The 20,704-nt window shown below is 73.7% G+C and carries 21 protein-coding genes; 10 read left to right on the top strand and 11 right to left on the bottom strand.

Annotation, left to right across the window (positions count from 1 at the left end):
- Positions 1–22 precede the first annotated feature (22 nt).
- The 5 genes from OERS_RS13410 to OERS_RS13390 all read right to left on the bottom strand — a co-directional run bounded on the left by OERS_RS13410 (position 23) and on the right by OERS_RS13390 (position 4,899).
- Entirely contained in the window at positions 23–958 is a 936-nt protein-coding gene (locus tag OERS_RS13410; protein ID WP_068626145.1) for a glycoside hydrolase family 6 protein, read from the bottom strand.
- 107 nt (positions 959–1,065) lie between these two features.
- Positions 1,066–2,265 carry an ABC transporter permease gene (locus tag OERS_RS13405; protein WP_248948564.1) on the bottom strand — a complete coding sequence of 400 codons (1,200 nt, stop codon included), beginning with the start codon at positions 2,263–2,265 and terminating at the stop codon, positions 1,066–1,068.
- Entirely contained in the window at positions 2,259–3,119 is an 861-nt protein-coding gene (locus OERS_RS13400; RefSeq protein WP_322788298.1) for an ABC transporter ATP-binding protein, read from the bottom strand. The genes OERS_RS13405 and OERS_RS13400 overlap by 7 nt, the downstream gene beginning before the upstream one ends.
- Positions 3,116–4,288, bottom strand: coding sequence for a peptidoglycan-binding protein (locus OERS_RS13395; RefSeq protein ID WP_068626144.1), 1,173 nt, complete (start codon positions 4,286–4,288; stop codon positions 3,116–3,118). The genes OERS_RS13400 and OERS_RS13395 overlap by 4 nt, the downstream gene beginning before the upstream one ends.
- A complete protein-coding gene (locus OERS_RS13390) occupies positions 4,285–4,899 on the bottom strand; it encodes a hypothetical protein (RefSeq protein ID WP_083201455.1) in 615 nt (204 codons plus the stop codon). The genes OERS_RS13395 and OERS_RS13390 overlap by 4 nt, the downstream gene beginning before the upstream one ends.
- A 144-nt stretch (positions 4,900–5,043) precedes the next feature.
- On the opposite strand from OERS_RS13390, the gene OERS_RS13385 reads away from it, so the two are divergent.
- Together OERS_RS13385 and OERS_RS13380 are read left to right on the top strand one after the other, a co-directional pair.
- Entirely contained in the window at positions 5,044–5,700 is a 657-nt protein-coding gene (locus tag OERS_RS13385) for a response regulator transcription factor (protein ID WP_056645481.1), read from the top strand.
- Positions 5,697–7,115 carry a sensor histidine kinase gene (locus OERS_RS13380; protein ID WP_083201454.1) on the top strand — a complete coding sequence of 473 codons (1,419 nt, stop codon included), beginning with the start codon at positions 5,697–5,699 and terminating at the stop codon, positions 7,113–7,115. Before OERS_RS13385 ends, OERS_RS13380 begins: the two co-directional genes overlap by 4 nt.
- Here the strand turns inward: OERS_RS13380 and OERS_RS13375 are convergent.
- The 3 genes from OERS_RS13375 to OERS_RS13365 form a co-directional block, all read right to left on the bottom strand.
- Entirely contained in the window at positions 7,112–8,587 is a 1,476-nt protein-coding gene (locus OERS_RS13375; protein ID WP_231907540.1) for an ATP-binding protein, read from the bottom strand. The genes OERS_RS13380 and OERS_RS13375 overlap by 4 nt on opposite strands.
- 112 nt (positions 8,588–8,699) lie before the next feature.
- Entirely contained in the window at positions 8,700–9,299 is a 600-nt protein-coding gene (locus OERS_RS13370) for a dihydrofolate reductase (RefSeq protein WP_068626142.1), read from the bottom strand.
- Positions 9,296–10,135 carry a thymidylate synthase gene (locus OERS_RS13365; RefSeq protein ID WP_068626141.1) on the bottom strand — a complete coding sequence of 280 codons (840 nt, stop codon included), beginning with the start codon at positions 10,133–10,135 and terminating at the stop codon, positions 9,296–9,298. The genes OERS_RS13370 and OERS_RS13365 overlap by 4 nt, the downstream gene beginning before the upstream one ends.
- A 163-nt stretch (positions 10,136–10,298) precedes the next feature.
- On the opposite strand from OERS_RS13365, the gene OERS_RS13360 reads away from it, so the two are divergent.
- The 3 genes from OERS_RS13360 (at position 10,299) to OERS_RS13350 (ending at position 12,425) form a co-directional block, all read left to right on the top strand.
- Entirely contained in the window at positions 10,299–10,772 is a 474-nt protein-coding gene (locus tag OERS_RS13360) for an OsmC family protein (RefSeq protein ID WP_068626140.1), read from the top strand.
- A 64-nt stretch (positions 10,773–10,836) separates the two neighbouring features.
- Positions 10,837–11,856 carry a hypothetical protein gene (locus tag OERS_RS13355; protein WP_068626139.1) on the top strand — a complete coding sequence of 340 codons (1,020 nt, stop codon included), beginning with the start codon at positions 10,837–10,839 and terminating at the stop codon, positions 11,854–11,856.
- Entirely contained in the window at positions 11,853–12,425 is a 573-nt protein-coding gene (locus OERS_RS13350) for an SRPBCC family protein (protein WP_068626138.1), read from the top strand. The genes OERS_RS13355 and OERS_RS13350 overlap by 4 nt, the downstream gene beginning before the upstream one ends.
- A gap of 155 nt (positions 12,426–12,580) precedes the next feature.
- Here the strand turns inward: OERS_RS13350 and OERS_RS22020 are convergent, their stop codons facing one another.
- Together OERS_RS22020 and OERS_RS22015 are read right to left on the bottom strand one after the other, a co-directional pair.
- A complete protein-coding gene (locus tag OERS_RS22020; protein WP_068626137.1) occupies positions 12,581–13,024 on the bottom strand; it encodes a PadR family transcriptional regulator in 444 nt (147 codons plus the stop codon).
- Positions 13,025–13,035: 11 nt separating this feature from the next.
- Positions 13,036–13,374 carry a hypothetical protein gene (locus tag OERS_RS22015; protein WP_068626136.1) on the bottom strand — a complete coding sequence of 113 codons (339 nt, stop codon included), beginning with the start codon at positions 13,372–13,374 and terminating at the stop codon, positions 13,036–13,038.
- Positions 13,375–13,914: 540 nt separating this feature from the next.
- Between OERS_RS22015 and OERS_RS22010 the strand changes: the two genes are divergently transcribed.
- The 5 genes from OERS_RS22010 to OERS_RS13315 all read left to right on the top strand — a co-directional run bounded on the left by OERS_RS22010 (position 13,915) and on the right by OERS_RS13315 (position 19,539).
- Positions 13,915–14,880, top strand: a complete 966-nt coding sequence (locus OERS_RS22010) for a dimethylarginine dimethylaminohydrolase family protein (protein WP_248948562.1) — start codon at positions 13,915–13,917, stop codon at positions 14,878–14,880.
- A complete protein-coding gene (locus OERS_RS13330; protein WP_083201452.1) occupies positions 14,877–16,250 on the top strand; it encodes an aspartate aminotransferase family protein in 1,374 nt (457 codons plus the stop codon). The genes OERS_RS22010 and OERS_RS13330 overlap by 4 nt, the downstream gene beginning before the upstream one ends.
- Before the next feature lie 10 nt (positions 16,251–16,260).
- Complete coding sequence (locus OERS_RS13325) at positions 16,261–17,532, top strand: aminotransferase class I/II-fold pyridoxal phosphate-dependent enzyme (RefSeq protein WP_068626135.1); 1,272 nt, start codon at positions 16,261–16,263, stop codon at positions 17,530–17,532.
- A 157-nt stretch (positions 17,533–17,689) separates the two neighbouring features.
- On the top strand, positions 17,690–18,697 hold the full coding sequence (locus tag OERS_RS13320; RefSeq protein WP_068626134.1) for an ATP-binding cassette domain-containing protein: 1,008 nt from the start codon (positions 17,690–17,692) through the stop codon (positions 18,695–18,697).
- Positions 18,697–19,539: an ABC transporter permease gene (locus tag OERS_RS13315; RefSeq protein ID WP_068626133.1), complete on the top strand. Its 843-nt coding sequence runs from the start codon at positions 18,697–18,699 to the stop codon at positions 19,537–19,539. The genes OERS_RS13320 and OERS_RS13315 overlap by 1 nt, the downstream gene beginning before the upstream one ends.
- An 81-nt stretch (positions 19,540–19,620) precedes the next feature.
- Here the strand turns inward: OERS_RS13315 and OERS_RS13310 are convergent, their stop codons facing one another.
- Positions 19,621–20,568: a universal stress protein gene (locus OERS_RS13310; protein ID WP_068626132.1), complete on the bottom strand. Its 948-nt coding sequence runs from the start codon at positions 20,566–20,568 to the stop codon at positions 19,621–19,623.
- Between the last annotated feature and the right edge of the window lie 136 nt (positions 20,569–20,704).

Here is a 20,704-nt window from a genome sequence, read left to right as displayed (position 1 = left end):
CCCGGCTGTCCCCCCGGCCGCTCTACCCGCCCGCGCGCTCGACCAGCCCGATCGCGTACTCGGGCCAGAACTGACCGGCGGCCGGGTCGCCGCGGTCGCACTCGCCGTCGGACTCCCCGGGGACCTTGACGTAGAGGTACGCGTCCAGGGCGCTGCCGTCGTCGACCGCTGCGGGCTTCTCGCCGAGCGCGCGCCCCGCAGGGTTGCACCAGTCGAGCGGCCCGTCGCCCAGGGGCCCGAGCCCGTTGCGCGACGTGTCGACCACGTAGTGCGTGCCGAGCAGCGCGGCAAGCTGGTCGCCGTACGCGCGCTCGTCGGACGTGGTGCGGAAGTTCGAGACGTTGGTCGCGAACCCGCGGGCGTCCTCGATCCCGGCCTGCCGCAGGCGGTCGGCCATGGTCGGCGCGTCGATCCACGCCGAGTTCCCGGCGTCGAGGTAGACGCTCGCGCCGGCGTCCGCGAGCGCCGCGGTCGCCTGCCGCAGCAGCCCGGCCCGGTACTCCTCGGGCGTGAGGCCGCCGTCGGAGAACGAGCCGCAGTCCCGGGCCGGGATCGCGTAGATCGTGACGACGCCCGTGCGTCCGGCCGCGTGGGCCGCGGTCGCGTAGTCGTGCACGAGCGCCTGCGCCGCGGCGGGGTCGAACCAGTCCCCGACCCACAGGGACGCCCCCACCTCGCTGATGACGTCGAGCGCGGCGGCCCCGTCGGGGTCGCTCGCCCGGAGCGCGTCGGCGGCGTGCACCGACTGCATGTCCGGGTCCGCCGCGGGGGCGCCCGCGAGGAACGGGTTGGTGTCCGCACCGGCCGGGGCCCCTGGCGAGGCCACGGCCGGAGCGGGCTCGGCACTCGGCGACGCGGCCTCGTCGCCGGTCCCCGCGCTGCACGCAGCAAGCCCGACGGCGAGGATCACCGCGCCCAGCCAGGTCACGGTGAGGTGTCGGTCCGGTCGCGTGAGCATGTGTCGGGACACTACGGCCTCTACGGTGCGCCGGCCCGGGCGTCCCATCCCGCCGGGCTGTCGCCGGTGGGGTGCCGGACCTCAGGCCCGGCACCCCACCTGCGCGGTCAGACCGCCGCGAGCGCCTCGGTCGGCGCCATGCGCGCCGCCCGCACCGCGGGGTAGAGGCCGGCGACGGCCCCGATCGCGAGCGTCGCGACGAGCCCTCCGGCCGCGACGACGGGCGGCACGGCGACCGGCCACCCCTGCGAGGTGGCGTACCCGGCCGTGATGCCGACGCCGATCAGGACCCCGGCGGCCCCTCCCATGAGGGAGAGCACCAGGGACTCGACGAGGAACTGCCCGCGGATCTGCCCCCGCGTCGCCCCGAGCGAGCGGCGCAGCCCGATCTCCGCCCGTCGTTCGAGCACCGAGATCACCATGGTGTTGGCGACCCCGATCCCGCCCACGAGCAGCGCGACCGCGCCGAGCCCGACGAGCAGACCCGTGAACGCCTCGTCCGTCGCCTGCTGGGCCGCGAGCGCGTCCGAGGGGCGCGAGACGTCGACCTCGTTGGGCGCTTGCGGGTTGGCCGTGGGGCCGAGCACGCTGCGCACCTGCTCGACGGCGTCCTCCCGGGTCCGCGTGAAGATCGTCGTCGGCAGCTCGTCCCAGCCGAGGTACTCCGCCGCGGCCTCGCGCCCGACGAGGGCCCCGAGGTCGACCTCGGGAGCCAGGGGGACGGGGTCGAGGATCCCGACGACCGTGAACCACTCGCCGCCGATCCAGACCTTGACGGCCGGGTCCGGGGCCGAGATCCCGAGCCGCTCGGCGGTCGTGTGCCCCAGGACGACGGCCGGGAACTGCGAGGTCGCCTCGGTGAGCCACGCGCCCTGGGCCACGCTCCCCCCGATCGACTCGAGTAGGTCGAGGTCGGTCGCGTACACCCCGATCCCGCCCGACTCACCGGCCGGGACCAGGTCCGTGCGGTACGCCTTGGCCTTGAGCAGCGCGACCGACGTCGCCGTCTCGACGGGCGCGATCCGGCGCACCATCTCGACGGACTCGGGCGGGAGGCTGGCCGCCTCCCCGAACAGGTCGGTGCCCGGAGCCACCCGCAGCAGGTTGGTCCCGAGGGTCGCGAGCGTCCGGTCGAGCTCGGCGCGCGAGGAGCTCGAGATCCCGACGACCGCGACCATGGCCGCGATGCCGATCGCGATGCCCAGCGCCGACAGGACGGCCCGCAGCGGGCGGGTGCGCAGACCGGTCGCACCGACGCGGAGCACGTCGGGGGCTGCGAGCCGGGCCGGGCGCAGCACGGTCAGCACGACGCCTCCTCGGTCGACGCGTCGGTCGGGTGGCCTGCGGCCACGCCGTCCGGCACCGCGCCGAGGACTCCCGGCGACGCGTCGAAGACGGTCCCCCGGCCCTCGCGGGCCGGGCCCGAGACGTCCGCGACGATCGCGCCGTCGCGCATCACGACCTGACGCGGCAGCGAGGCCGCGAGATCGCGGTCGTGCGTGATGATGACGACGGTCGTGCCGGCCGCGTTGAGCCCGCGCAGCACGTCCATGACGCCGGCCCCGGCGACCGTGTCGAGCGCGCCCGTGGGTTCGTCGGCGAGCAGCAGAGGCGGGTCGCCGACGACCGCGCGGGCGATCGCGACCCGCTGCTTCTCCCCGCCCGACAGCTCGTGCGGCCGGTGCGTCAGCCGGTGCCCCAGTCCTACCCGCTCGAGCGCTTCCGCCGCCCGACGACGCCGCTCGCGCCGCCCCACCCCGCGGTACAGGAGGCCGTCGGCCACGTTGTCGAGCGCCGAGACCCCGACGGCCAGGTGGAAGTGCTGGAACACGAACCCGATGCGGCTCGCGCGCAGCGCGGACACCTCGCGGTCGTCGAGGTCCTCGACGAGGAAGTCGTCGATCATGACGTGCCCCGAGGTGGGCCGGTCGAGCGTGCCGATCACGTTGAGCATGGTCGACTTGCCCGACCCCGAGGGCCCGACGATCGCGAGGAGCTCGCCGCGCGCGACGTCGAGGTGGACGTCCCGGAGCGCGGCGACGCCCCCGGGGAAGACGCGCGAGACCTGGTGCAGCGTGACGACGGGCCCGCCACCGCCTTCCGGGGTCCCCGGCCCGGGCACGGTCGCGGACGGCGCGAGCGCGACGGTCGCGGCGCTCACGACGGCATCCCGACGACGTCACCCTCGGCCAGGTCGCCCGTGACCTCGACGTTCCCGTCGGCGAAGAGCCCGGTGGTCACGGCGACGATACGGGTCGAGCCGCCCTCGACGACCTCGACGCCGTACCCGCCCTCGGCGAGCGCGAGGAGCGCTGCGACGGGCACGGTGAGCACGTCGGGCCGTTCGTCGGCGACGAACGTGACCTTGACCGACCCCGCGTCGGCCTCGGTCCCGTCGGCGAGGGTCACGGTCACGGGGACCACGGTCGTGTCGGAGGCCCCGGGCATGCCGCTCTCGTCCTTGACGATCTTGGGGCTCCCGACCGCAGTGATCACGCCGTCGGCCGACCCGCCGCCGGGGAGCGCGACGCTCACGGCGCCCCCCTCGACGGCCAGGTCGCGGTCGGCGAGGTCGAGGTCGACCGAGATCGCCCGGTCGACGCCCGTCGTCGTGAGGATCTCGGCCGCGGCCGGGGCCCCGACCCGCACCTTGAGCGCGTCGACCCGCACCGGACCGGGGACCACGAGCACGTCCGCCGGGCCGACGCTCCCCGTCTTCTCGAGCCCGCGGTCCTTCTGCCACTTCTCCACGGCCTTGGCGGTCGCTGCGGTGAACTTCGCGTCCACGGTGAAGCCCGTGTAGCCGAGCGCCGCGAGGTTCTCCTCGAGCTGGCGCACGTCGTCCCCCTCGGCGTCGACGCCCAGGTCGCGGTACATCGGCAGGCTGCCGAGCAGCAGGACCGTGGGGTGCTCGTCGACCTTGAACAGGACTCCCCCGCGGTCGACGACGTCGCCCACCCCGGGCAGCCAGGTCACGGTCCCGCCTCCTCCCCCGCCGTCGCCGCCCGCGCCCTGGTGTCCCTGGACGACGGCCTCGCCGTACCCGAGCACACCCTTGACGGTGCTCCGCTCGACGAGCGTCTGGCGCGTCACGGTCGCGGTCGCACCGGGCCCGGACGCGGCCGGGTCGGGTTCCGCGCCCCGACCGAACCCGCCCAGGACCAGGACGGCGCCGGCACCGATCACCACGGCGCCGGCGACGCCGCCGACGATCGCCCCGCGGCGACGCCGCCGTCGGGGCGCGGCGCCCGCCGGTGCCGCGTCGGCCGGTGCGTTGACCTCGGCGCTCCGGGGGCCGTCGCCCGGGGCGACGTGCCGCCGGCGGCTCACTCGCCACCCGCCGGGACCGCGCCGCCGACCGAGAGGCTCGCGCCGCCCTCGCCGTTGCACGCCTCGATCGCCGCGTCGAACGCGTCGACGTCGTCGGGCACCTCGAGCGCCTGCGTCATGCCACCGTTCGGGTCGGGGTCCGGCATGTCGATGCCGTTCTCGCGCATGCACCTCGCGAACTCGCGCTGCGACTCGAGGTCCTCGGGGCTCGGCTTCATGGGCTCACCGCCGTTGGGCAGGAACTCCTTGCAGGCCTCGAACGCCTTGTCCATCTCGTCCATGTCGGCGCCCGACTCGGTCGTGAGGGCGACGGCGCCCGAGGAGTCCGGGTCCGGCATGTCCACGCCGTTGTCCCGCATGCAGCTCGCGAACTTGCGGGACAGGTCGTCGCGCTCGGCGTCGGTCATCTCCTCGTACGACTTCCCGTCCTTCGCCTGGCTGTTCTCGCCCGTGCCGCCGCCCGCGCTCGCGACGTCCGGGGCGCCGTCGGGCGCGCACGCCGAGAGCGTGACCGACAGGAGCGCGACGACGAACGCGACCGACGCCGCGCTGCGACGCGAGCGGGCTCTGCTGCGCCCCGTGGTCGGGGCCAGGGTCTGGTGGATGGTCATGGTGCGTCCTCACGTCGTGGTCGGTCCCCGGGGCCGTACGGCCTCGGGGACGGGGTGCACGAACAGTTCAGCGGGCGGCCCGTGAGACCCCCGTGAGTCACGCCCTCACAGAGATCTCACAGTGCTCACCGGCATGCTCCTCAGGTGCGAGTACTGGTGGTGGAGGACGAGGAGCTGATCGCGGAGGCGGTCGCGACGGGGCTGCGACGGCTCGCGATGGCGGTCGACGTCGCGCTCGACGGGCACGAGGCCCTGGCGCGGATCGACGTGAACGCGTACGACGTCGTCGTGCTCGACCGGGACCTGCCCGGCGTCCACGGCGACGACGTGTGCCGGGCGCTCGTGGCCTCGGGCGGCGACGCGCGGGTCCTCATGCTCACAGCCTCGGGCGGCGTGCTGGACCGCGTGAACGGGCTCGACCTGGGCGCCGACGACTACCTCGTCAAGCCCTTCGCGTTCGCCGAGCTCAGTGCCCGCGTACGGGCCCTCGGCCGGCGGGCGCGCCCCGCTGCCCCGCCCGTGCTCGAACGCTCGGGCCTGCGCCTCGACACGAGCCGGCACGAGGTCTACCGCGAGGGGAGGTTCGTGCACCTGTCGCGCAAGGAGTTCGGCGTGCTCGAGGAGCTGCTGCGCGCCGACGGGCGGCCCGTGTCGGCCGAGCACCTGCTCGAGAAGGTCTGGGACGAGAACATCGACCCGTTCACGGGCGTCGTGCGCTTCACCATCAAGCAGCTGCGCCGCAAGCTCGAGGACGCCTCGCTCGTCGAGACCGTCACGGGTGTCGGGTACCGGGTCGCATGAGGCCGCTCCCGCGCCCCGTGCTGCGCCCCACGCTGCGCGCTCGCCTCACGGCCGTCTACGCCGCGGCCTTCGTGGTCGCCGGGGCCGTGCTCATCGCCGTCCTGTACGTCCTGCTCGCGGCCGCGATCGACCGCCAGCCGCTCGACTCGGTCGGCATCGCGGTGGGCGCCGTCCAGGCGACCGACCCCGGCCTCTACGCGACCTTGGACGCCTCCACGTCGGCCGCCCTGGTCTCGGGCGAGGCCATCCCGTTCAGCCCGGTCGAGGACCTGACACCCACCGCGACGTACTCCGACACCGCGGGGACACTCACCGACCTGCGCGACGTCGTCCAGCTCAACAACCAGGAGGCCCGCGACCAGACCCTGCGCACGGTCCTCACGTGGTCGGTCGTCGCGCTGCTCGGGATCGGCGTGCTCGCGGTGGGCTTCGGCTGGGTCATGTCCTCGCGCGTGCTCGCACCCCTGCACCGCATCACGGCCACGGCCCGGCGCGTCGCGGACACCAACCTCCACGAGCGCATCGCGCACTCTGGGCCCGACGACGAGCTCAAGGACCTCGCCGACACGTTCGACGCGATGCTCGAGCGCCTCGACCGGTCGTTCGACGGGCAACGCCGTTTCGTCGCCAACGCCTCGCACGAGCTGCGCACCCCGCTCACGATCAGCCGCACGGTCCTGGAGGTCGCGCTCGACGACCCGGAGACGCACCAGGACACGCGCCACCTCGGCGCGACGCTGCTCGCGGTCAACGCGCGCCAGGAGCGCCTCATCGAGGGGCTCCTCACGCTCGCCGCCGCGGACCGGGCCCCGATCGTCACCGAGACCGTGGACCTTGCCGAGGTCGCCGCGCAGGCCGTCGCGACCGCGGGCGTCTCCGCGCGCGACGCCGGTGTCGACCTGCGCCTCGACACGGCCCCGACCCCCCTGCTCGGTGACGCCGTGCTCCTCGAACGGCTGGTCCAGAACCTCGTCGACAACGCCGTGCGCTACAACGAGCCCGGCGGCCGGGTCGCCGTCGCGACGCGCCCCGGGCCGGGCGGGACGGTCGAGGTCGCGGTGTCCAACACGGGCCCCGTCGTCCCGTCGTACGAGGTCGAGGCGCTGTTCGAGCCGTTCCGGCGGCTCGGGCGCGACGGGGCCGTGGCCGACCGGCGCGGCGGGTACGTGCGCGGCGGCGTGGGGCTGGGCCTGTCGATCGTGCGCTCGGTCGCGGCCGCGCACGACGGCGAGGTCACGGCCGAGCCGCGCGAGGGCGGCGGGCTGACGGTCGTCGCGCGGCTGCCGGGTGCTGCGCGGCCGCCGGGCACGACGGGCACTGCGGGCACTGCGGGCACTGCGGGCGCACGGACGGGCCGGGCCGTCGAGACGACCCGGCCCGGGGCCGCGAGCGTGAGGGCCGACGCGGGCGTCTAGCCCGGCATCGGCACGGGCACGTCCGAGCCGCCCTCGACCGTGCGCCGGGCGCCCATCTGGATGATCGCGGGGGCCGGCACGAACCCACCCGCGATGAGTGCCTCACCCTGGTGGAAGAACGGGGTCGCGGCGAGCAGCTCGGGCGGCGCGAACCCGAAGACGGCCTCGAGCTCGACCAGGTCGGCGGGAGAGCTCATGCGCATGACGATCACGTTGTCGCACTGCGAGAGCACGTTCGGGTGGATCTTGGAGGGCCGCTGCGTCGAGAGCAGCAGCCACAGCCCGAACTTGCGTCCCTCGGCGGCGATCTGGATCACGCGCTCGGTCGTGAGCCGCTGGAGCTGGGTCGCGGGCTCGGCCGAGACCACGTTGTGCGCCTCGTCGATCACGATCAGTCGGGGCTTGCGCGTGGCGCGGTCGGCCCACAGCTCGTCGAGCAGGGCGAGCGAGACCGCGAGCTGCTCCTCGTGCGTGTGCAGGCTCCCGAGGTCGACCACGACCGCGCGGGGCCCCTCGTCGAGCACCTCGCTCACGGACTGCCCGACGCCCGCCCACACGTCCCAGTCGAGGATCCCCAGGTTCTCGACGCGCTGGGCGAGCCGGAGCGCGTCGGGCTCGCCCGTGGCGCGCAGTGCCGACGGGATCGTGTGCGGGTTGAGCATGCCCTCGGTCGCGATGGCGGGCGGCCCGGCTGCGGCGCCGAGCGCTCCCGCGACGCCGCCCGGACCCGTCGCGCTCTCGAGCATCCGCAGGAACGTGTTGTACTCGCCGCGGTCCGTCAGCGGGTCGAGCTGGAGCACAGCGGCCTGGCTCGCGGCCTCCATCGCGGTGAGCCGCGCGGTGACGGGGTGGTGCTCGCCGTCGTTGCGCAGGACGCGCACGTCGAGCTCGCGCAGGCGGTGGGCGTCCTCGGACGACGCGGACTCGAGCAGCTCGCCGATCCGCACGAAGTCCGAGTTCGGGTCGAGGATGACCATGGGCAGGTCGGTGTCGATGAGGAGCTGCTCGAGAAGGACCCCGAGCGCGTACGTCTTGCCCGAGCCCGACTGCCCGCACAGGAACGTGTGCCGGTTGAAACGGTGCGGCTGGAGCAGCGCGTCCACGTTGCCGCGGCTGTGGTGCAGGTCGCCGATCCGCAGCGTCGCACGCTCGCGCGCCTGGAGCGCCTCGAGCACGCCCGCCCCGGCCGGGGCGAGGTCATCCGACGTGAACGGGTCGCCCCCCGACGTGGCCACCGTGCCGTCCGGGCGCAGCTCCCCGAGGATCCGCCCGTGCCCGACGGCGTCCCCCGCCTTGGTCGCGCGCGTCAGGACCTGCCCCATGACCAGGGCCGCACCGGGGTGCTCGGCGGTCTCCGGGAACGTCACGCCGATCGTCACGAAGTCTCCCGGGCCGATGCTCGACACGCGCGGGAGGCGGTAGGTGAAGCGCCGACCGTCGAAGGACTCGGCGAGCGTGGTCTCGGTCGTCATGCGGGGCCTCCGTGGTCGCAGGTCGCGGCGGGCGGGCGTCATCGCGCCACCCGTGCAGGACAAGGATCGACCAGGGTGCGCGCGAGCGCACGCGCAGGCTCCCGCGACCGGGCTAGCGCCGCCGCTCGTACGTGAGCATCCGGAACCGCACCCCCGCCGCAGAGGTCTGCCAGCCGCCGTCCGGGGCGCCCGGAGCGTCCGGGCCGACCCCTCCGAGCTCCCAGTCGCCGCCGGGACCGGCCGCGAGCGCCGGCGCGAACGCGTCGCCGTCGACCTCGAGGTCGATCTCCGTGACGACGCAGCGGTCCGCGAGCGGCAGGGTCGCGGCGTACACCTGCGCGCCGCCCATGACCCAGACCTGCTCCGAGCCCGACTCCTCGGCCGCGGCCGACGCGAGCGCGAGCCCCTCCTCGACCGACGAGGCGACCACGACGCCGGTGCCGGGGGCGCCCGGGTGAGCGGCGTCGTCGGGCAGCCAGTCCTCCTGGCGCGTGACGACCACGTTGCGCCGCCCCGGCAGGGGGCGGAAGCGCGGCGGGAGCGAGTCCCACGTGACGCGACCCATGAGGACCGGGTGGCCCGTGGTGACGCGGCGGAAGTGCGCGAGGTCCTCGGGCAGGTGCCACGGCATGACACCGCCCGCGCCGATCACGGGACGGCCCGCGGCGTCGTGCGCCTGGGCCCAGACCAGTCCGACAGCCGGACGGCTCACACCGCCACCGGGGCCTTGATCGTCGGGTGGTGCTGGTAGCCCACGACCTCGACGTCCTCGTACGTGTAGTCGAACAACGAGTCGCGCGGGGCCAGGCGCAGCGTGGGGGCCGGGTAGGCCTCACGGCTCAGCTGCTCGCGCACCTGCTCGACGTGGTTGTCGTAGATGTGGCAGTCGCCGCCCGTCCAGACGAAGTCGCCGACCTCGAGCCCCGACTGCGCCGCGACCATGTGCGTGAGCAGCGCGTAGGACGCGATGTTGAACGGGACGCCCAGGAACAGGTCTGCGCTGCGCTGGTAGAGCTGGCACGAGAGCTTGCCGTCGGCCACGTAGAACTGGAAGAACGCATGGCAGGCCGGCAGGGCCATCTTGTCGAGCTCACCCACGTTCCACGCCGAGACGATCATGCGCCGCGAGTCCGGGTTGGTGCGCAGGGTCTCGAGGACCTGGCTGACCTGGTCGACGTGCTCGCCGTCGGGCGTGGGCCACGAGCGCCACTGGACGCCGTAGACGGGGCCGAGCTCGCCGTCCTCGTCGGCCCACTCGTCCCAGATCTTCACGCCGTTCTCCTGGAGCCAGCGCACGTTCGAGTCGCCGCGCAGGAACCACAGCAGCTCGTAGACGATCGACTTCAGGTGCACGCGCTTGGTCGTCACGAGCGGGAAGCCCTGCGACAGGTCGAAGCGCATCTGGTGGCCGAACACGCTGCGCGTGCCCGTCCCCGTGCGGTCCGACTTGTGCGTCCCGGTCTCCAGCACGAGCCGGAGAAGGTCCTCGTAGGGCGTCGGAACGGGTGAGCTGCTGGGCGCGCTGGAGCTGTCGCTGACGGTGACCACGGGTGCCAGTCTAGAGAGGGAGTCTCCCCACAGCGCACTCGTGGACCCCTTCCAGGCTGTGAAACCGATGACTCGTCCGGGGAATGCGCGGTCCCCCGGCGGCGTTGGTCCGGGCACCGGTCGCACGGAACGGCCGTACCCCGAGGATGGGAAGATCAGCAGCATGACGAACACCGCAGCCGAAGAGATCCCCACGTCGTCGCCGTCCCCGACGGACGCCCTGTGGGTCGAGCGCACCGGCACCCGCACGTACACCGGCTTCTCGGCGCGCGGCGCGAGCGTGTCGATCGGCCCCGCGAGCGAGGGTGCGGTCTTCACCCCGGGCGAGCTCCTCAAGATCGCGCTGGCCGCGTGCGCGGGCATGAGCAGCGACGCGCCGTTCGCGCGCCGCCTGGGCGACGACTACCAGGTGACCATCCGCGTCGACGGCGCCAAGGACATGGCCGAGGACCGCTACACGGCCATCACCGAGCACTTCGAGATCGACCTGTCGGGCCTCGAGGACGACGCGCGCGAGCGTCTCCTCAAGGTCGCCGACCGCGCGATCGAGACCACGTGCACCGTGGGGCGTACCGTCAAGAACGGTGCGACAGTGGAGCACACCTTCGGCCCGGTCGTGGGTGCGGTCGGCGAGTAGTCGACACGTGGCACCGCGGTCCGGGGCACGAGGGACAGCAGCCGTCACTGGAGGGAGTCGTCCGATGGGTCGCAAGAAGAAGGACACCGAGTCCCAGATGGCCGTCTGGGGAACGTCGGACAGCGTCCGGCCGGAGCCGCAGTACGGGCACCTGACCGCGGTCCAGGACGCACCCGAGGGACAGACCGCCGACGACTGGGGCGACCTGCGCAGCACGCCGCTGCTCGACGCAGCCCTGGACAAGGCCGTCACCATCCCGTCGTCGGTCATCCACGCGCACGTGGACGGCCTGCGCCGCCGCAACCCGCACTCGTCGCCCGCGCAGATCATCGGGATCCTCGAGCGCGAGTACCTCATGGTCATCGGGACCGCGGGCGGCGCGGTGGGGGCCGCCGCGGCGTTCCCGGCCGTCGGCACTGGCGTGGGCATCGCGCTGACCGCGAGCGACGTCGCGACGTTCTTCGGGTCGTCGGCCGCGTTCTCGCTCGCGGTCGCGGACGTGTACGGCTTCGAGGTCGACGACGCGGCACGTCGTCGCGCCCTCCTCATGGCCTCGGTCCTCGGGGACAAGGGGTCCCAGGCGGTCGAGAAGGCGTCGGGCGGGTCGGCGCTCGCGTGGGGCAAGGTGCTCATGACGAGCATGCCGTCGAGCACGCTCAAGCAGGTCAACAAGGCCCTGACGAACAAGTTCATGCGCACGCAGTTGGTCAAGCACGGCGGCCTGGCGATCGGGCGGCTCGTGCCGTTCGGCGTGGGCGCCGTCGTGGGGGTCGCGGGCTCGCGGGCGCTCGGGAAGACCGTGATCAGCCAGTCCCGGCGGGCTTTCGGCCCGCCGCCCCAGGCGTTCCGGCCCGTCCTGGAGGTCATCGAGGTGCCCGACGGCGCCGCTCCCCCTCTGCTCGTCCCCGCACCAGCCGACCGGCTCAGCCTGGTCGACGCCCCCGTGCCCGGCGCCGGGCCCGGAGTGGTCGACGAGGCAGCAGAACGGGCAGCGGCCCGCAGGGCACGCGGTGGGTCCGGCGCCGACGGTGCGCCGCGCGGCATCCGGTCGGTGCGCTGGCGCCGACCCAAGAAGTCTTCGTGACAGCAGCGGACGGGCCGAGCACCCCAGCACGACCGGGACGCGTCGAGCTCACGCACGTCCTGCCCCTCGACGCCGAGCGGGCTTTCGCCCTGGTCGCGGACGTGCGGACGCACCCGCGCTGGGTCCCCCTGAGTCGTGGCACGTTCCACGGCGCGGACGGTTCGCCGCTCCCCGCGACGGCCTGGAAGCCCGGGGTCGGCGCCGAGTTCACCATGGTCTCCGGGCCGTTCGCACCCCAGGGTGCGCCGGGCTTCCCCGACCGCATGCGGATCACGGCCTGGGAGCCGCCCGGACCCGGCGGCCAGGCGGGGCGCGCGACGTACCTGAAGCTCGGTCCCGCGCTGCTCGGGGAGGCGGGGATCGTCGTCGTGCCCCTCGCGGCCCATCACCTGCCCGCCGCGATCCCGCGCGAGCCCGTAGCGCGCTGCGCCGTGACCTGGTGGGAGGACGTGTACCTCGCCGGTCCGCTGCCCCGGGCCGTGACGGCCCCGCTCGCCGCGCGCGTGCTGGACCTCATGATCCGGCTGTCGCTGCGCCGTCTGGACCGGATCGTCGCGCGCGGGCTCTGACGCCGACGGCTCGTCCGGGCACGACCCGAGGGTCGGTGCCGAGGGCGCCCGCAGCCTCGGCACCGAGCATGCGGTCGACGGTCACAGAGGCATGCGGTCGACGCCAGGATCCGGGCGGATCCCGACGCCGACCGCATGCTCGGCACCCTGAGGGGTCAGGCCTCCTGGTCCGGCGTCTCCGCCGCGTCAGACGTCTCGGCGACCGGCGCGTCGGCCGGTCCCGCGAGGATCAGGTAGAGCTCGCGGCGCGTGCGCTCGAGGAGCGCGACGGCCTGGGCCACCTGCTCGTCCGAGCCCGACCGGGCGACCTGCCGCAGCGCCTCGGCGACCTGCTGGAGCGAGCCACGGAGCTGCCGCGCCGGGCGGACGCCGCCGTCGGCCGCGTCCTGCCAGGGAGAGCCCAGCTCGTCGGCGTGCTCGGTGACGTAGGTGCGACCGTCGTCGGTGAGGCTCGCGAGCTTGCGCCCGCCCTCGGCCGTGATGGTCACGAGGCCCTCGTCCTCGAGCAGGCTCAGCGCGGGGTAGATCGCACCGGGGCTCGGACGCCACGCACCCGAGGTGCGCTCGCCGATCTCCTGGATGATCTGGTAGCCGTGCATGGGCGCCTCGGTCAGGAGGAGCAGGACGGCAGCGCGGATGTCGCCGCGCCCGGCGCGGCCGCCTGGGCCGCGTCCTCCGGGACCGCGGTGGCCGCGAGGGCCGCCGCCAGGTCCGCCTCGGTGCCCACGGGGCCCGCGTCCTTCGAACCGGTCGTCGAACCGCTCGTCGGGTCCGTCGTGGTCGTGGTGCTCGTGGTGGCCCGGGTGACCGTGGTGGCCGTCGGGGCCACGCCCGGGACGGCCCGAGCCCTCGGGCCCGCGACGGGGCGCGTCGCCACGCCCGGGCTCGCCACGGCCGGGGCCGTCGGGTCGGCCGCCGCGGCGACCGCGCGGGCCGCCGAGGTCGGCACCGAAGTCCGGGCCGAAGCCCTCTCCGGCGGCGGGGAAGTCGTCGCGTCGGCGACGGGGTCGGCCCCCGAAGGAGTCGAATGCGCCTGCGCGGCCGGAACGGTCGCGGGGCGGGCGGGAAGCATCTGGGTGCTGGTGGGGGGTACGCATGTGGTGTCTCCTGTGATGAGTCGGCTGTGTCTGGGGAGCCCCTTCGCGGGGCGTCCGAGCACTGGGCTCGGGTGGCGGGTGCCGGCGGGTTCTCGTCGGTTCTCCGACGGGCCCTCGGCCTGACATCCGGGTCCTCGACGCGGTGCGTTCTTCCGCACTCTCTGCGTCGATGAGTTAAAGATATATCGTTGACGTATCGATAGTCAACCCCTGATCTCGATCGTGTTCCGGGGCCGGTCCGCCGACCACCCAAGTGACCGTCCAGGTCGTACAGTGACGGGAAGGCCTCGGACCGGCTCGCGACCCGGGGTCCCGCAGCAGTCACCGTGCAACGACGCACACCCCGCACCGTCGCACGTCCCACGCCCACCGAGACCACGACAGAGGCGCAGATGACGACCAGCATCCCGGGACCCACGCAGGTCCCCCGGCACTACCTCATGTGCCGCCCCACGTACTTCACGGTCAGCTACGAGATCAACCCGTGGATGGACCGAGCACGGCCCGTCGACACCGCACTGGCCGTCTCCCAGTGGGAGCGCCTGCGCGACGTGTACCTCGACCTCGGGCACCAGGTCGATCTCATCGAGCCCGAGCCCGGCCTGCCCGACATGGTCTACGCGGCCAACGGCGCGACCGTCGTCGACGGCCTCGTCTACTCGGCCCTGTTCCGCCACCCCGAGCGCGCCCCCGAGGGCCCCGCCTACCTCAAGTGGTTCGCCGACCGCGGCTACGTGACCCACTCGGCCGACCACGTCAACGAGGGCGAGGGCGACCTGCTCGTCGCGGGCGACGTCGTCCTCGCGGGCACGGGCTTCCGCACCGAGGTCAGCGCCCACCAGGAGGCCGCCGACCTGTGGGGCCGCGAGGTCCTCACGCTCGAGCTCGTCGACCCCCGCTTCTACCACCTCGACACCGCGCTCGTGGTGCTGCGCGGCAGCGAAGGCGGCAACGGCAGCGACGGCACGGCGCACGTCACGCAGGGCGGCACACCGCCGCCGCTCCTCTCCCCCCTGCCCGACGGCGCCGCTCCCCCGCGCGACGCCCCGCACCTCACGCACGCTCGCCCCGCCGAGGTGACGGTCGACGTCGCCTACTACCCGCCGGCGTTCTCCCCCGCGTCCCAGGAGCTCCTGGCCGCGCGCTACCCCGACGCCCACCACGCGACCGAGGACGACGCCCTGGTCCTGGGCCTCAACGCCGTGAGCGACGGGCTGCACGTGATCCACACGCCCGCGGCGACCCGCTTCGCGGCGGCCCTGGCCGAGCGAGGCTACGAGACCGTCGGGATCGACACGTCCGAGCTCCTGCGCGGGGGCGGCGGCTCCAAGTGCTGCACCCTGGAGATCCGGCCGTGAACGCCCAGAGCCAGGCGGCCCCCGCGCCCGCGACCAGCCCGGACACCACCGACGCCGCACGGGCCCGCACGGCGGGAGCGGCCCCGTCGAGCACCGGCACCGACCGTCGCGACTCGCTCGCGCACAACTACCACCCGCTGCCCGTGACGATCGCGACGGGCGAGGGCGCCTGGGTCACCGACGTCGCGGGCCGCCGCTACCTCGACCTGCTCGCGGGGTACTCCGCCCTGAACTTCGGGCACCGCCACCCCGGGCTGGTCGCGGCCGCGGCCGAGCAGCTCGGGCGCGTCACCCTCACGTCGCGGGCGTTCGACCACGACCTGCTGCACCCGTTCGCGGACCGGCTCACCCGGCTGATCGGACCGCTCGTCCAGGGCGCCGACCCCGGCACGCCGGCCGGACGCGCGGGCAAGGCGGGGGCACCCGGCGACTCCGGCAGCGCCGTGATGGTCCCCATGAACACGGGCGCCGAGGCCGTCGAGACCGCGATCAAGATCGCCCGCAAGTGGGGCTACGAGGTCAAGGGCGTGCCGGCCGGGCAGGCGAGCATCGTCGTCGGGCACGGGAACTTCCACGGGCGCACCACGACCATCGTGTCCTTCTCCGACGACCCCGACGCGCGCGACGGGTACGACCCGTTCACGCCCGGGTTCCGCCTCGTGCCCTACGGCGACGCCCGTGCCGTCGCGGACGCGATCGACGAGACCACGGTCGCCGTCCTCATGGAGCCGATCCAGGGAGAGTCCGGCGTCGTCGTGCCTCCCGACGACTACTGGCCCGCGCTGCGCCGCGTGTGCGACGAGCGCGACGTCCTGCTGATCGCGGACGAGATCCAGTCCGGCCTGGGCCGGACCGGGACCACGCTCGCGTGCGAGCTGTGGGACGTGCGGCCGGACCTCGTGACGCTCGGCAAGGCCCTGGGCGGCGGCGTCGTGCCGGTCTCGGCGGTCGTCGGGCGGCACGAGATCCTCGACGTGCTGACCCCCGGGACGCACGGGTCGACGTTCGGGGGCAACCCGCTCGCGTGCGCGGTGGGTCTCGCGGTCGTCGGGCTCCTCGAGACGGGCGAGCTCCAGTCCCGCACGCGCGACCTGGGCGGGCACCTGCACGCACGCCTCGGGAGCCTCGTCGACGAGGGGCTCCTGACGGGCGTCCGGGGCGTGGGGCTGTGGGCCGGGATCGACCTCGACCCCGCCCGCGGGACGGGCCGCGACCTGTGCGAGGCCCTGCTCGCGCGGGGTGTCCTGGCCAAGGACACGCACGGCTCGACCATCCGGCTCGCGCCCCCGCTCGTGATCGAGCGTCCAGACCTCGACCTCGGGATGGCCGCTCTGCGTGACGCCCTGACGCAGCTCGCCGCAGATCGGTAGAGTCCGGAGGGTGACCACTCCTGCCTCTGACACCTCCACCCGCCTCGCCGAGTGGCAGCAGGCCTACGCTGACCTGCAGTCCCTCGGCCTGAAGCTCGACCTGACGCGCGGCAAGCCCTCCGCCGAGCAGCTCGACCTCTCCGACGCCCTCCTGGCACTGCCGGGCGCAGGAACGGTCACCGACGCCGACGGCACCGACGTGCGCAACTACGGCGGGCTCGACGGCCTGCCGCAGATCCGCCGCATCTTCGCCGAGCTGCTCGACGTCCCCGTCGCCCAGCTCCTCGCAGGCGGCAACGCGAGCCTCACGCTCATGCACGACACGCTCGCGTTCGCGATGCTGTTCGGCCTGCCCGGCTCCGAGCGCCCCTGGTCCCGCGAGGAGAAGGTCCGGTTCGTGTGCCCGGTCCCGGGATACGACCGGCACTTCGCGCTGTGCGAGGCGTTCGGCATCGAGATGGTGACCGTCCCCATGACGGCCGACGGTCCCGACGCCGAGGCCGTCGCTGCCCTCGTCGCGGACGACCCGAGCATCAAGGGCATGTGGGTCGTGCCGACCTACGCGAACCCGGACGGCTCGGTGGTCTCGCGCGAGGTCGCCCAGCGCCTCGTGTCGATGCCCGCCGCTGCGCCCGACTTCCGCATCATGTGGGACAACGCGTACGCGGTGCACCACCTCACGGACGTCGAGACCGAGTCCGCGCCCGCGCTCGCCCTGGCCGCCGAGGCCGGCAACCCGGACCGCGTGCTGCTCTACGCCTCGACCTCCAAGATCACGTTCCCCGGTGCGGGGGTCGCGTTCCTGGGCGCCTCCCCGGCCAACATCGCCTGGTACAAGAAGCACCTCGCGGCCCAGTCGATCGGCCCGGACAAGATCAACCAGCTCCGCCACGCCGAGTTCTTCGGCGACGCCGAGGGTGTGCGCACCCACATGCGCAAGCACCGGGACGTGATCGCACCCAAGTTCGAGGCCGTCGACACGATCCTGCGCGAGCGCCTCGGTGCGGACGGTGTCGCGTCCTGGACCGCGCCGCTCGGCGGGTACTTCGTGTCGCTCGACGTCGTGCCGGGCACCGCGGCGCGCGTGGTCCGGCTCGCCAAGGAGGCGGGCATCGCCCTGACGCCTGCGGGGGCCACGTTCCCGTACGGCAAGGACCCGCAGGACGCCAACATCCGCCTGGCCCCGACCCTGCCCCCGCTCGACGAGGTCCGGGTCGCGATCGACGGTGTCGCGACGTGCGTGCTGCTCGCCGCAGCGGAGAAGGCGGCTGCGGACGCCTGACCCGCCCCGCTCCCGACGGACGGCCCCGGACCTCTGGTCCGGGGCCGTCCGTCGTCGCATGATGGAGATCTCGGCCGCCCGGCACCGATGAGTTCTCACGCCGCCGCCGGTCGAACCTGGACAGACCCGTGCACCACCCACGACTCAGGGAGCACGTATGACCAGCGCACCAGATCTCGCGATCGAGGCCCACGGCCTCGTCAAGCACTTCAAGGAGACCCGGGCCGTCGACGGGATCGACCTCGCCGTGCCGACCGGCACGGTCTACGGGGTCCTCGGTCCCAACGGCGCGGGCAAGACCACGGCCGTCCGCATGCTCACGACCCTCCTGCGCCCCGACGCGGGCACGGCCCACGTCCTGGGGCACGACGTCCTGGCCCAGCCCGACGCCGTCCGCTCACTCGTGGGTCTCACGGGCCAGTACGCGTCGGTCGACGAGGACCTGACCGGCGCGGAGAACCTGATCGTCATCGCGCGGCTCTACGGGTTCTCGAAGCCCGCGGCGAGGCGCCGGGGCATGGACCTCATGGAGGCGTTCGGCATCGCCGAGGCCGCGAACCGGCCCGTCAAGACGTACTCGGGCGGCATGCGCCGCCGCATCGACCTCGCCGCGAGCCTCGTCATGAGCCCGCGCGTGCTGTTCCTCGACGAGCCGACCACGGGGCTCGACCCCCGCAGCCGCAACCAGGTGTGGGACATCGTGCGCGTGCTCGTGGCCGACGGCGCGACCGTGCTGCTCACGACCCAGTACCTCGAGGAGGCCGACCAGCTCGCGGACCGCATCGCCGTGATCGACCACGGCAAGGTCATCGCCGAGGGCACCGCGACCGAGCTCAAGCGCTCGGTCGGCGAGGGGTCGGTGAACCTGCGCCTCGCCGACTCGTCCGACCGCGCCCGGGCCGCGGAGATCGTCGAGCGCGTGCTGCGCGCGGAGGTCGTGCTCGCGCCGGACCCGTACGCGTTCTCGGCACGCGTGCCCGACGACGGCGCGGACCTGGCAGCACAGCTCCTGCCCGCTCTCGCGGACGCGGGGATCGGGGTACCGGAGTTCACGCTCGGGCAGCCGAGCCTCGACGAGGTGTTCCTGGCGCTCACGGGCCAGCCGGTCGACGAGGAAGACCAGGACCGAAGTGGCACCACGAGCCACACCGAGGAGGTGGCCTGATGGCCGCGACCCAGACCGAGGTGATCACCACCCCGGAGGCACAGACGCTGCGCGAGGCCATCGCGATCGACCAGCACCCGACCCGGCCGTCGCCGCTCGCGAACACCCTGACGTTCGCGTGGCGGGCGCTGCTCAAGATCAAGCACGTCCCCGAGCAGCTGTTCGACGTCACGCTCACGCCGATCATCTTCACGCTCATGTTCACGTACCTGTTCGGCGGGGCGATCGCCGGGGACACGACGACCTACCTGCAGTACCTGCTGCCCGGCATCCTGGTGCAGACGGTCCTGATCATCACGGTCTACACGGGCTTCACCCTGAACACCGACATCACCAAGGGCGTGTTCGACCGGTTCCGCTCGCTCCCGATCTGGCGGCCCGCCCCGATCGTGGGCGCGCTCATGGGAGACACGGTCCGGTACACGATCGCGTCGGTCATCACGGTGGGCCTGGGGCTCGCGATCGGTTTCCGGCCCGCCGGCGGGCTGGTCGGCGTCCTGCTGGCCGTCGCCCTGCTGCTGGTCTTCGCGTTCGCGATCAGCTGGATCTTCACGATCCTGGGCCTCGTGATGCGCACGCCCAACGCGGTCATGGGCGTCTCGATGCTGGTGCTCATGCCGTTGACGTTCGCGTCGAACATCTTCGTCGACCCGGACACCATGCCCTCGGCGCTGCGCACCTGGGCCGAGATCAACCCCGTGAGCCACCTCGCGACCGCGGTCCGCGCCCTCATGGCCGGTACCGCCACGTTCGACCAGATCGGGTGGGTCCTGCTGGCCTCGGTGCTCCTCACCGCCGTCTTCGCGCCGATCACCATGCACCTGTACCGCACGCGCAACTGAACCCGTCCTTGCGGCGGCATGTCGGAGCAGGCGTGACCTCGAGGTCACGCCCGCTCCGCACGTCCCCGCGGTGCGGTGCCGTCAGCCCTCTGCCGAGGCGCCCTTCGCCACCGGGGGCTTCTCGTCCTCGCAGCGCTTGGTCACGACCATGACGGGGCAGGCCGAGTGGTGCAGGACCGCCTGGCTCGTCGAGCCCAGGAGCAGCCCCGTGAAGCCACCACGCCCGCGCGACCCGACCACGACGAGGTCCGAGGCCGTCGAGAACTCCGTGAGGAGCTCGGCTCCCGTCCCGTCGAGGACGATCCGCTTGATCGGGACGTCGGGGTTCTCGGCCTCGTGCCGGTCCACGATGACGTTGAGCCCCTCGGTGATGTCGTCGAGGACCTGCTGGTGGTCGATCGAGGCCGGCAGCCACGCGAGCAGCCCAGCCCCCGCACCGACGGGCACCCCGGCGACCGCGACGAGCTCGGCGCTCCACGCCCTGGCCTGCTTGATGGCGTGCCGCAGGGCGATGTCGGCCGACGGCGAGCCGTCCACGCCGACCACGATCCGCTTGAGCGGCTGGATCGCCGGCAGCTCGCCGCCTTCCCCGTCCGACTTCAGGGGCACCACGACCGTGGGGCACCGCGAGTGCGCGGGCAGCGCCGACGAGACGGTGCCGAGCAGACGCTCGGTGAACCCACCCCGCCCGCGGGTCCCCACCACGACCAGGCTGTAGTCCTTGGAGAGCTCGACCAGGACACCAGCGGCGTCGCCGGTCGCGATCGCGGCGGTCGTCCTGACGCCCGCGGCCTCGGCCCGCTGGGTGGCCTCGGCCAGGACCGCCTTGGCACCCTCCTGGATCGCGGTGTCGTCCAGGGCCGCGTACCCGCCGTCGAGCGAGGCCGCGGTGAAGGACGGGAGCGAGTACGAACACACGACGTGCAGGGGCCAGCCGACCTGGCGCGCGTACGCAGCCGCCCAGTCCAGGGCGTGCAGGCTGGGCTCCGAACCGTCGACCCCGACGAGCACGATCTCTGCACGAGTCATGGTTTCATCTCCTCCCGATGGTGAAGCACCATCCTGAGACAAACCTATCGAAAGAACAGGCAAAGTCCACCGAGGCGCCGGGCCCCGGAGGGGCGGGTCGCTCTCTCGTCGGCGCACCCCATGACGCTTCGGCCCG

It is taken from the genome of Oerskovia enterophila (assembly GCF_001692445.1).
GTDB lineage: Bacteria > Actinomycetota > Actinomycetes > Actinomycetales > Cellulomonadaceae > Oerskovia > Oerskovia enterophila.
Note: the sequence above shows the minus strand (reverse complement) of the source record. Positions and strands in the feature narration are given on the sequence as shown.

What these genes read in the sequence shown, in the direction of transcription:
- OERS_RS13390 (WP_083201455.1), bottom strand. Translation starts at nt 4,899, where the DNA reads ATGACCATCCACCAGACCCTGGCCCCGACCACGGGGCGCAGCAGAGCC.
- OERS_RS13375 (WP_231907540.1), bottom strand. Translation starts at nt 8,587, where the DNA reads ATGACGACCGAGACCACGCTCGCCGAGTCCTTCGACGGTCGGCGCTTC.
- OERS_RS13355 (WP_068626139.1), top strand. Translation starts at nt 10,837, where the DNA reads ATGGGTCGCAAGAAGAAGGACACCGAGTCCCAGATGGCCGTCTGGGGA.
- OERS_RS13380 (WP_083201454.1), top strand. Translation starts at nt 5,697, where the DNA reads ATGAGGCCGCTCCCGCGCCCCGTGCTGCGCCCCACGCTGCGCGCTCGC.
- OERS_RS13310 (WP_068626132.1), bottom strand. Translation starts at nt 20,568, where the DNA reads ATGACTCGTGCAGAGATCGTGCTCGTCGGGGTCGACGGTTCGGAGCCC.
- OERS_RS13315 (WP_068626133.1), top strand. Translation starts at nt 18,697, where the DNA reads ATGGCCGCGACCCAGACCGAGGTGATCACCACCCCGGAGGCACAGACG.
- OERS_RS13360 (WP_068626140.1), top strand. Translation starts at nt 10,299, where the DNA reads ATGACGAACACCGCAGCCGAAGAGATCCCCACGTCGTCGCCGTCCCCG.
- OERS_RS22020 (WP_068626137.1), bottom strand. Translation starts at nt 13,024, where the DNA reads ATGCACGGCTACCAGATCATCCAGGAGATCGGCGAGCGCACCTCGGGT.
- OERS_RS22010 (WP_248948562.1), top strand. Translation starts at nt 13,915, where the DNA reads ATGACGACCAGCATCCCGGGACCCACGCAGGTCCCCCGGCACTACCTC.
- OERS_RS13410 (WP_068626145.1), bottom strand. Translation starts at nt 958, where the DNA reads ATGCTCACGCGACCGGACCGACACCTCACCGTGACCTGGCTGGGCGCG.
- OERS_RS13320 (WP_068626134.1), top strand. Translation starts at nt 17,690, where the DNA reads ATGACCAGCGCACCAGATCTCGCGATCGAGGCCCACGGCCTCGTCAAG.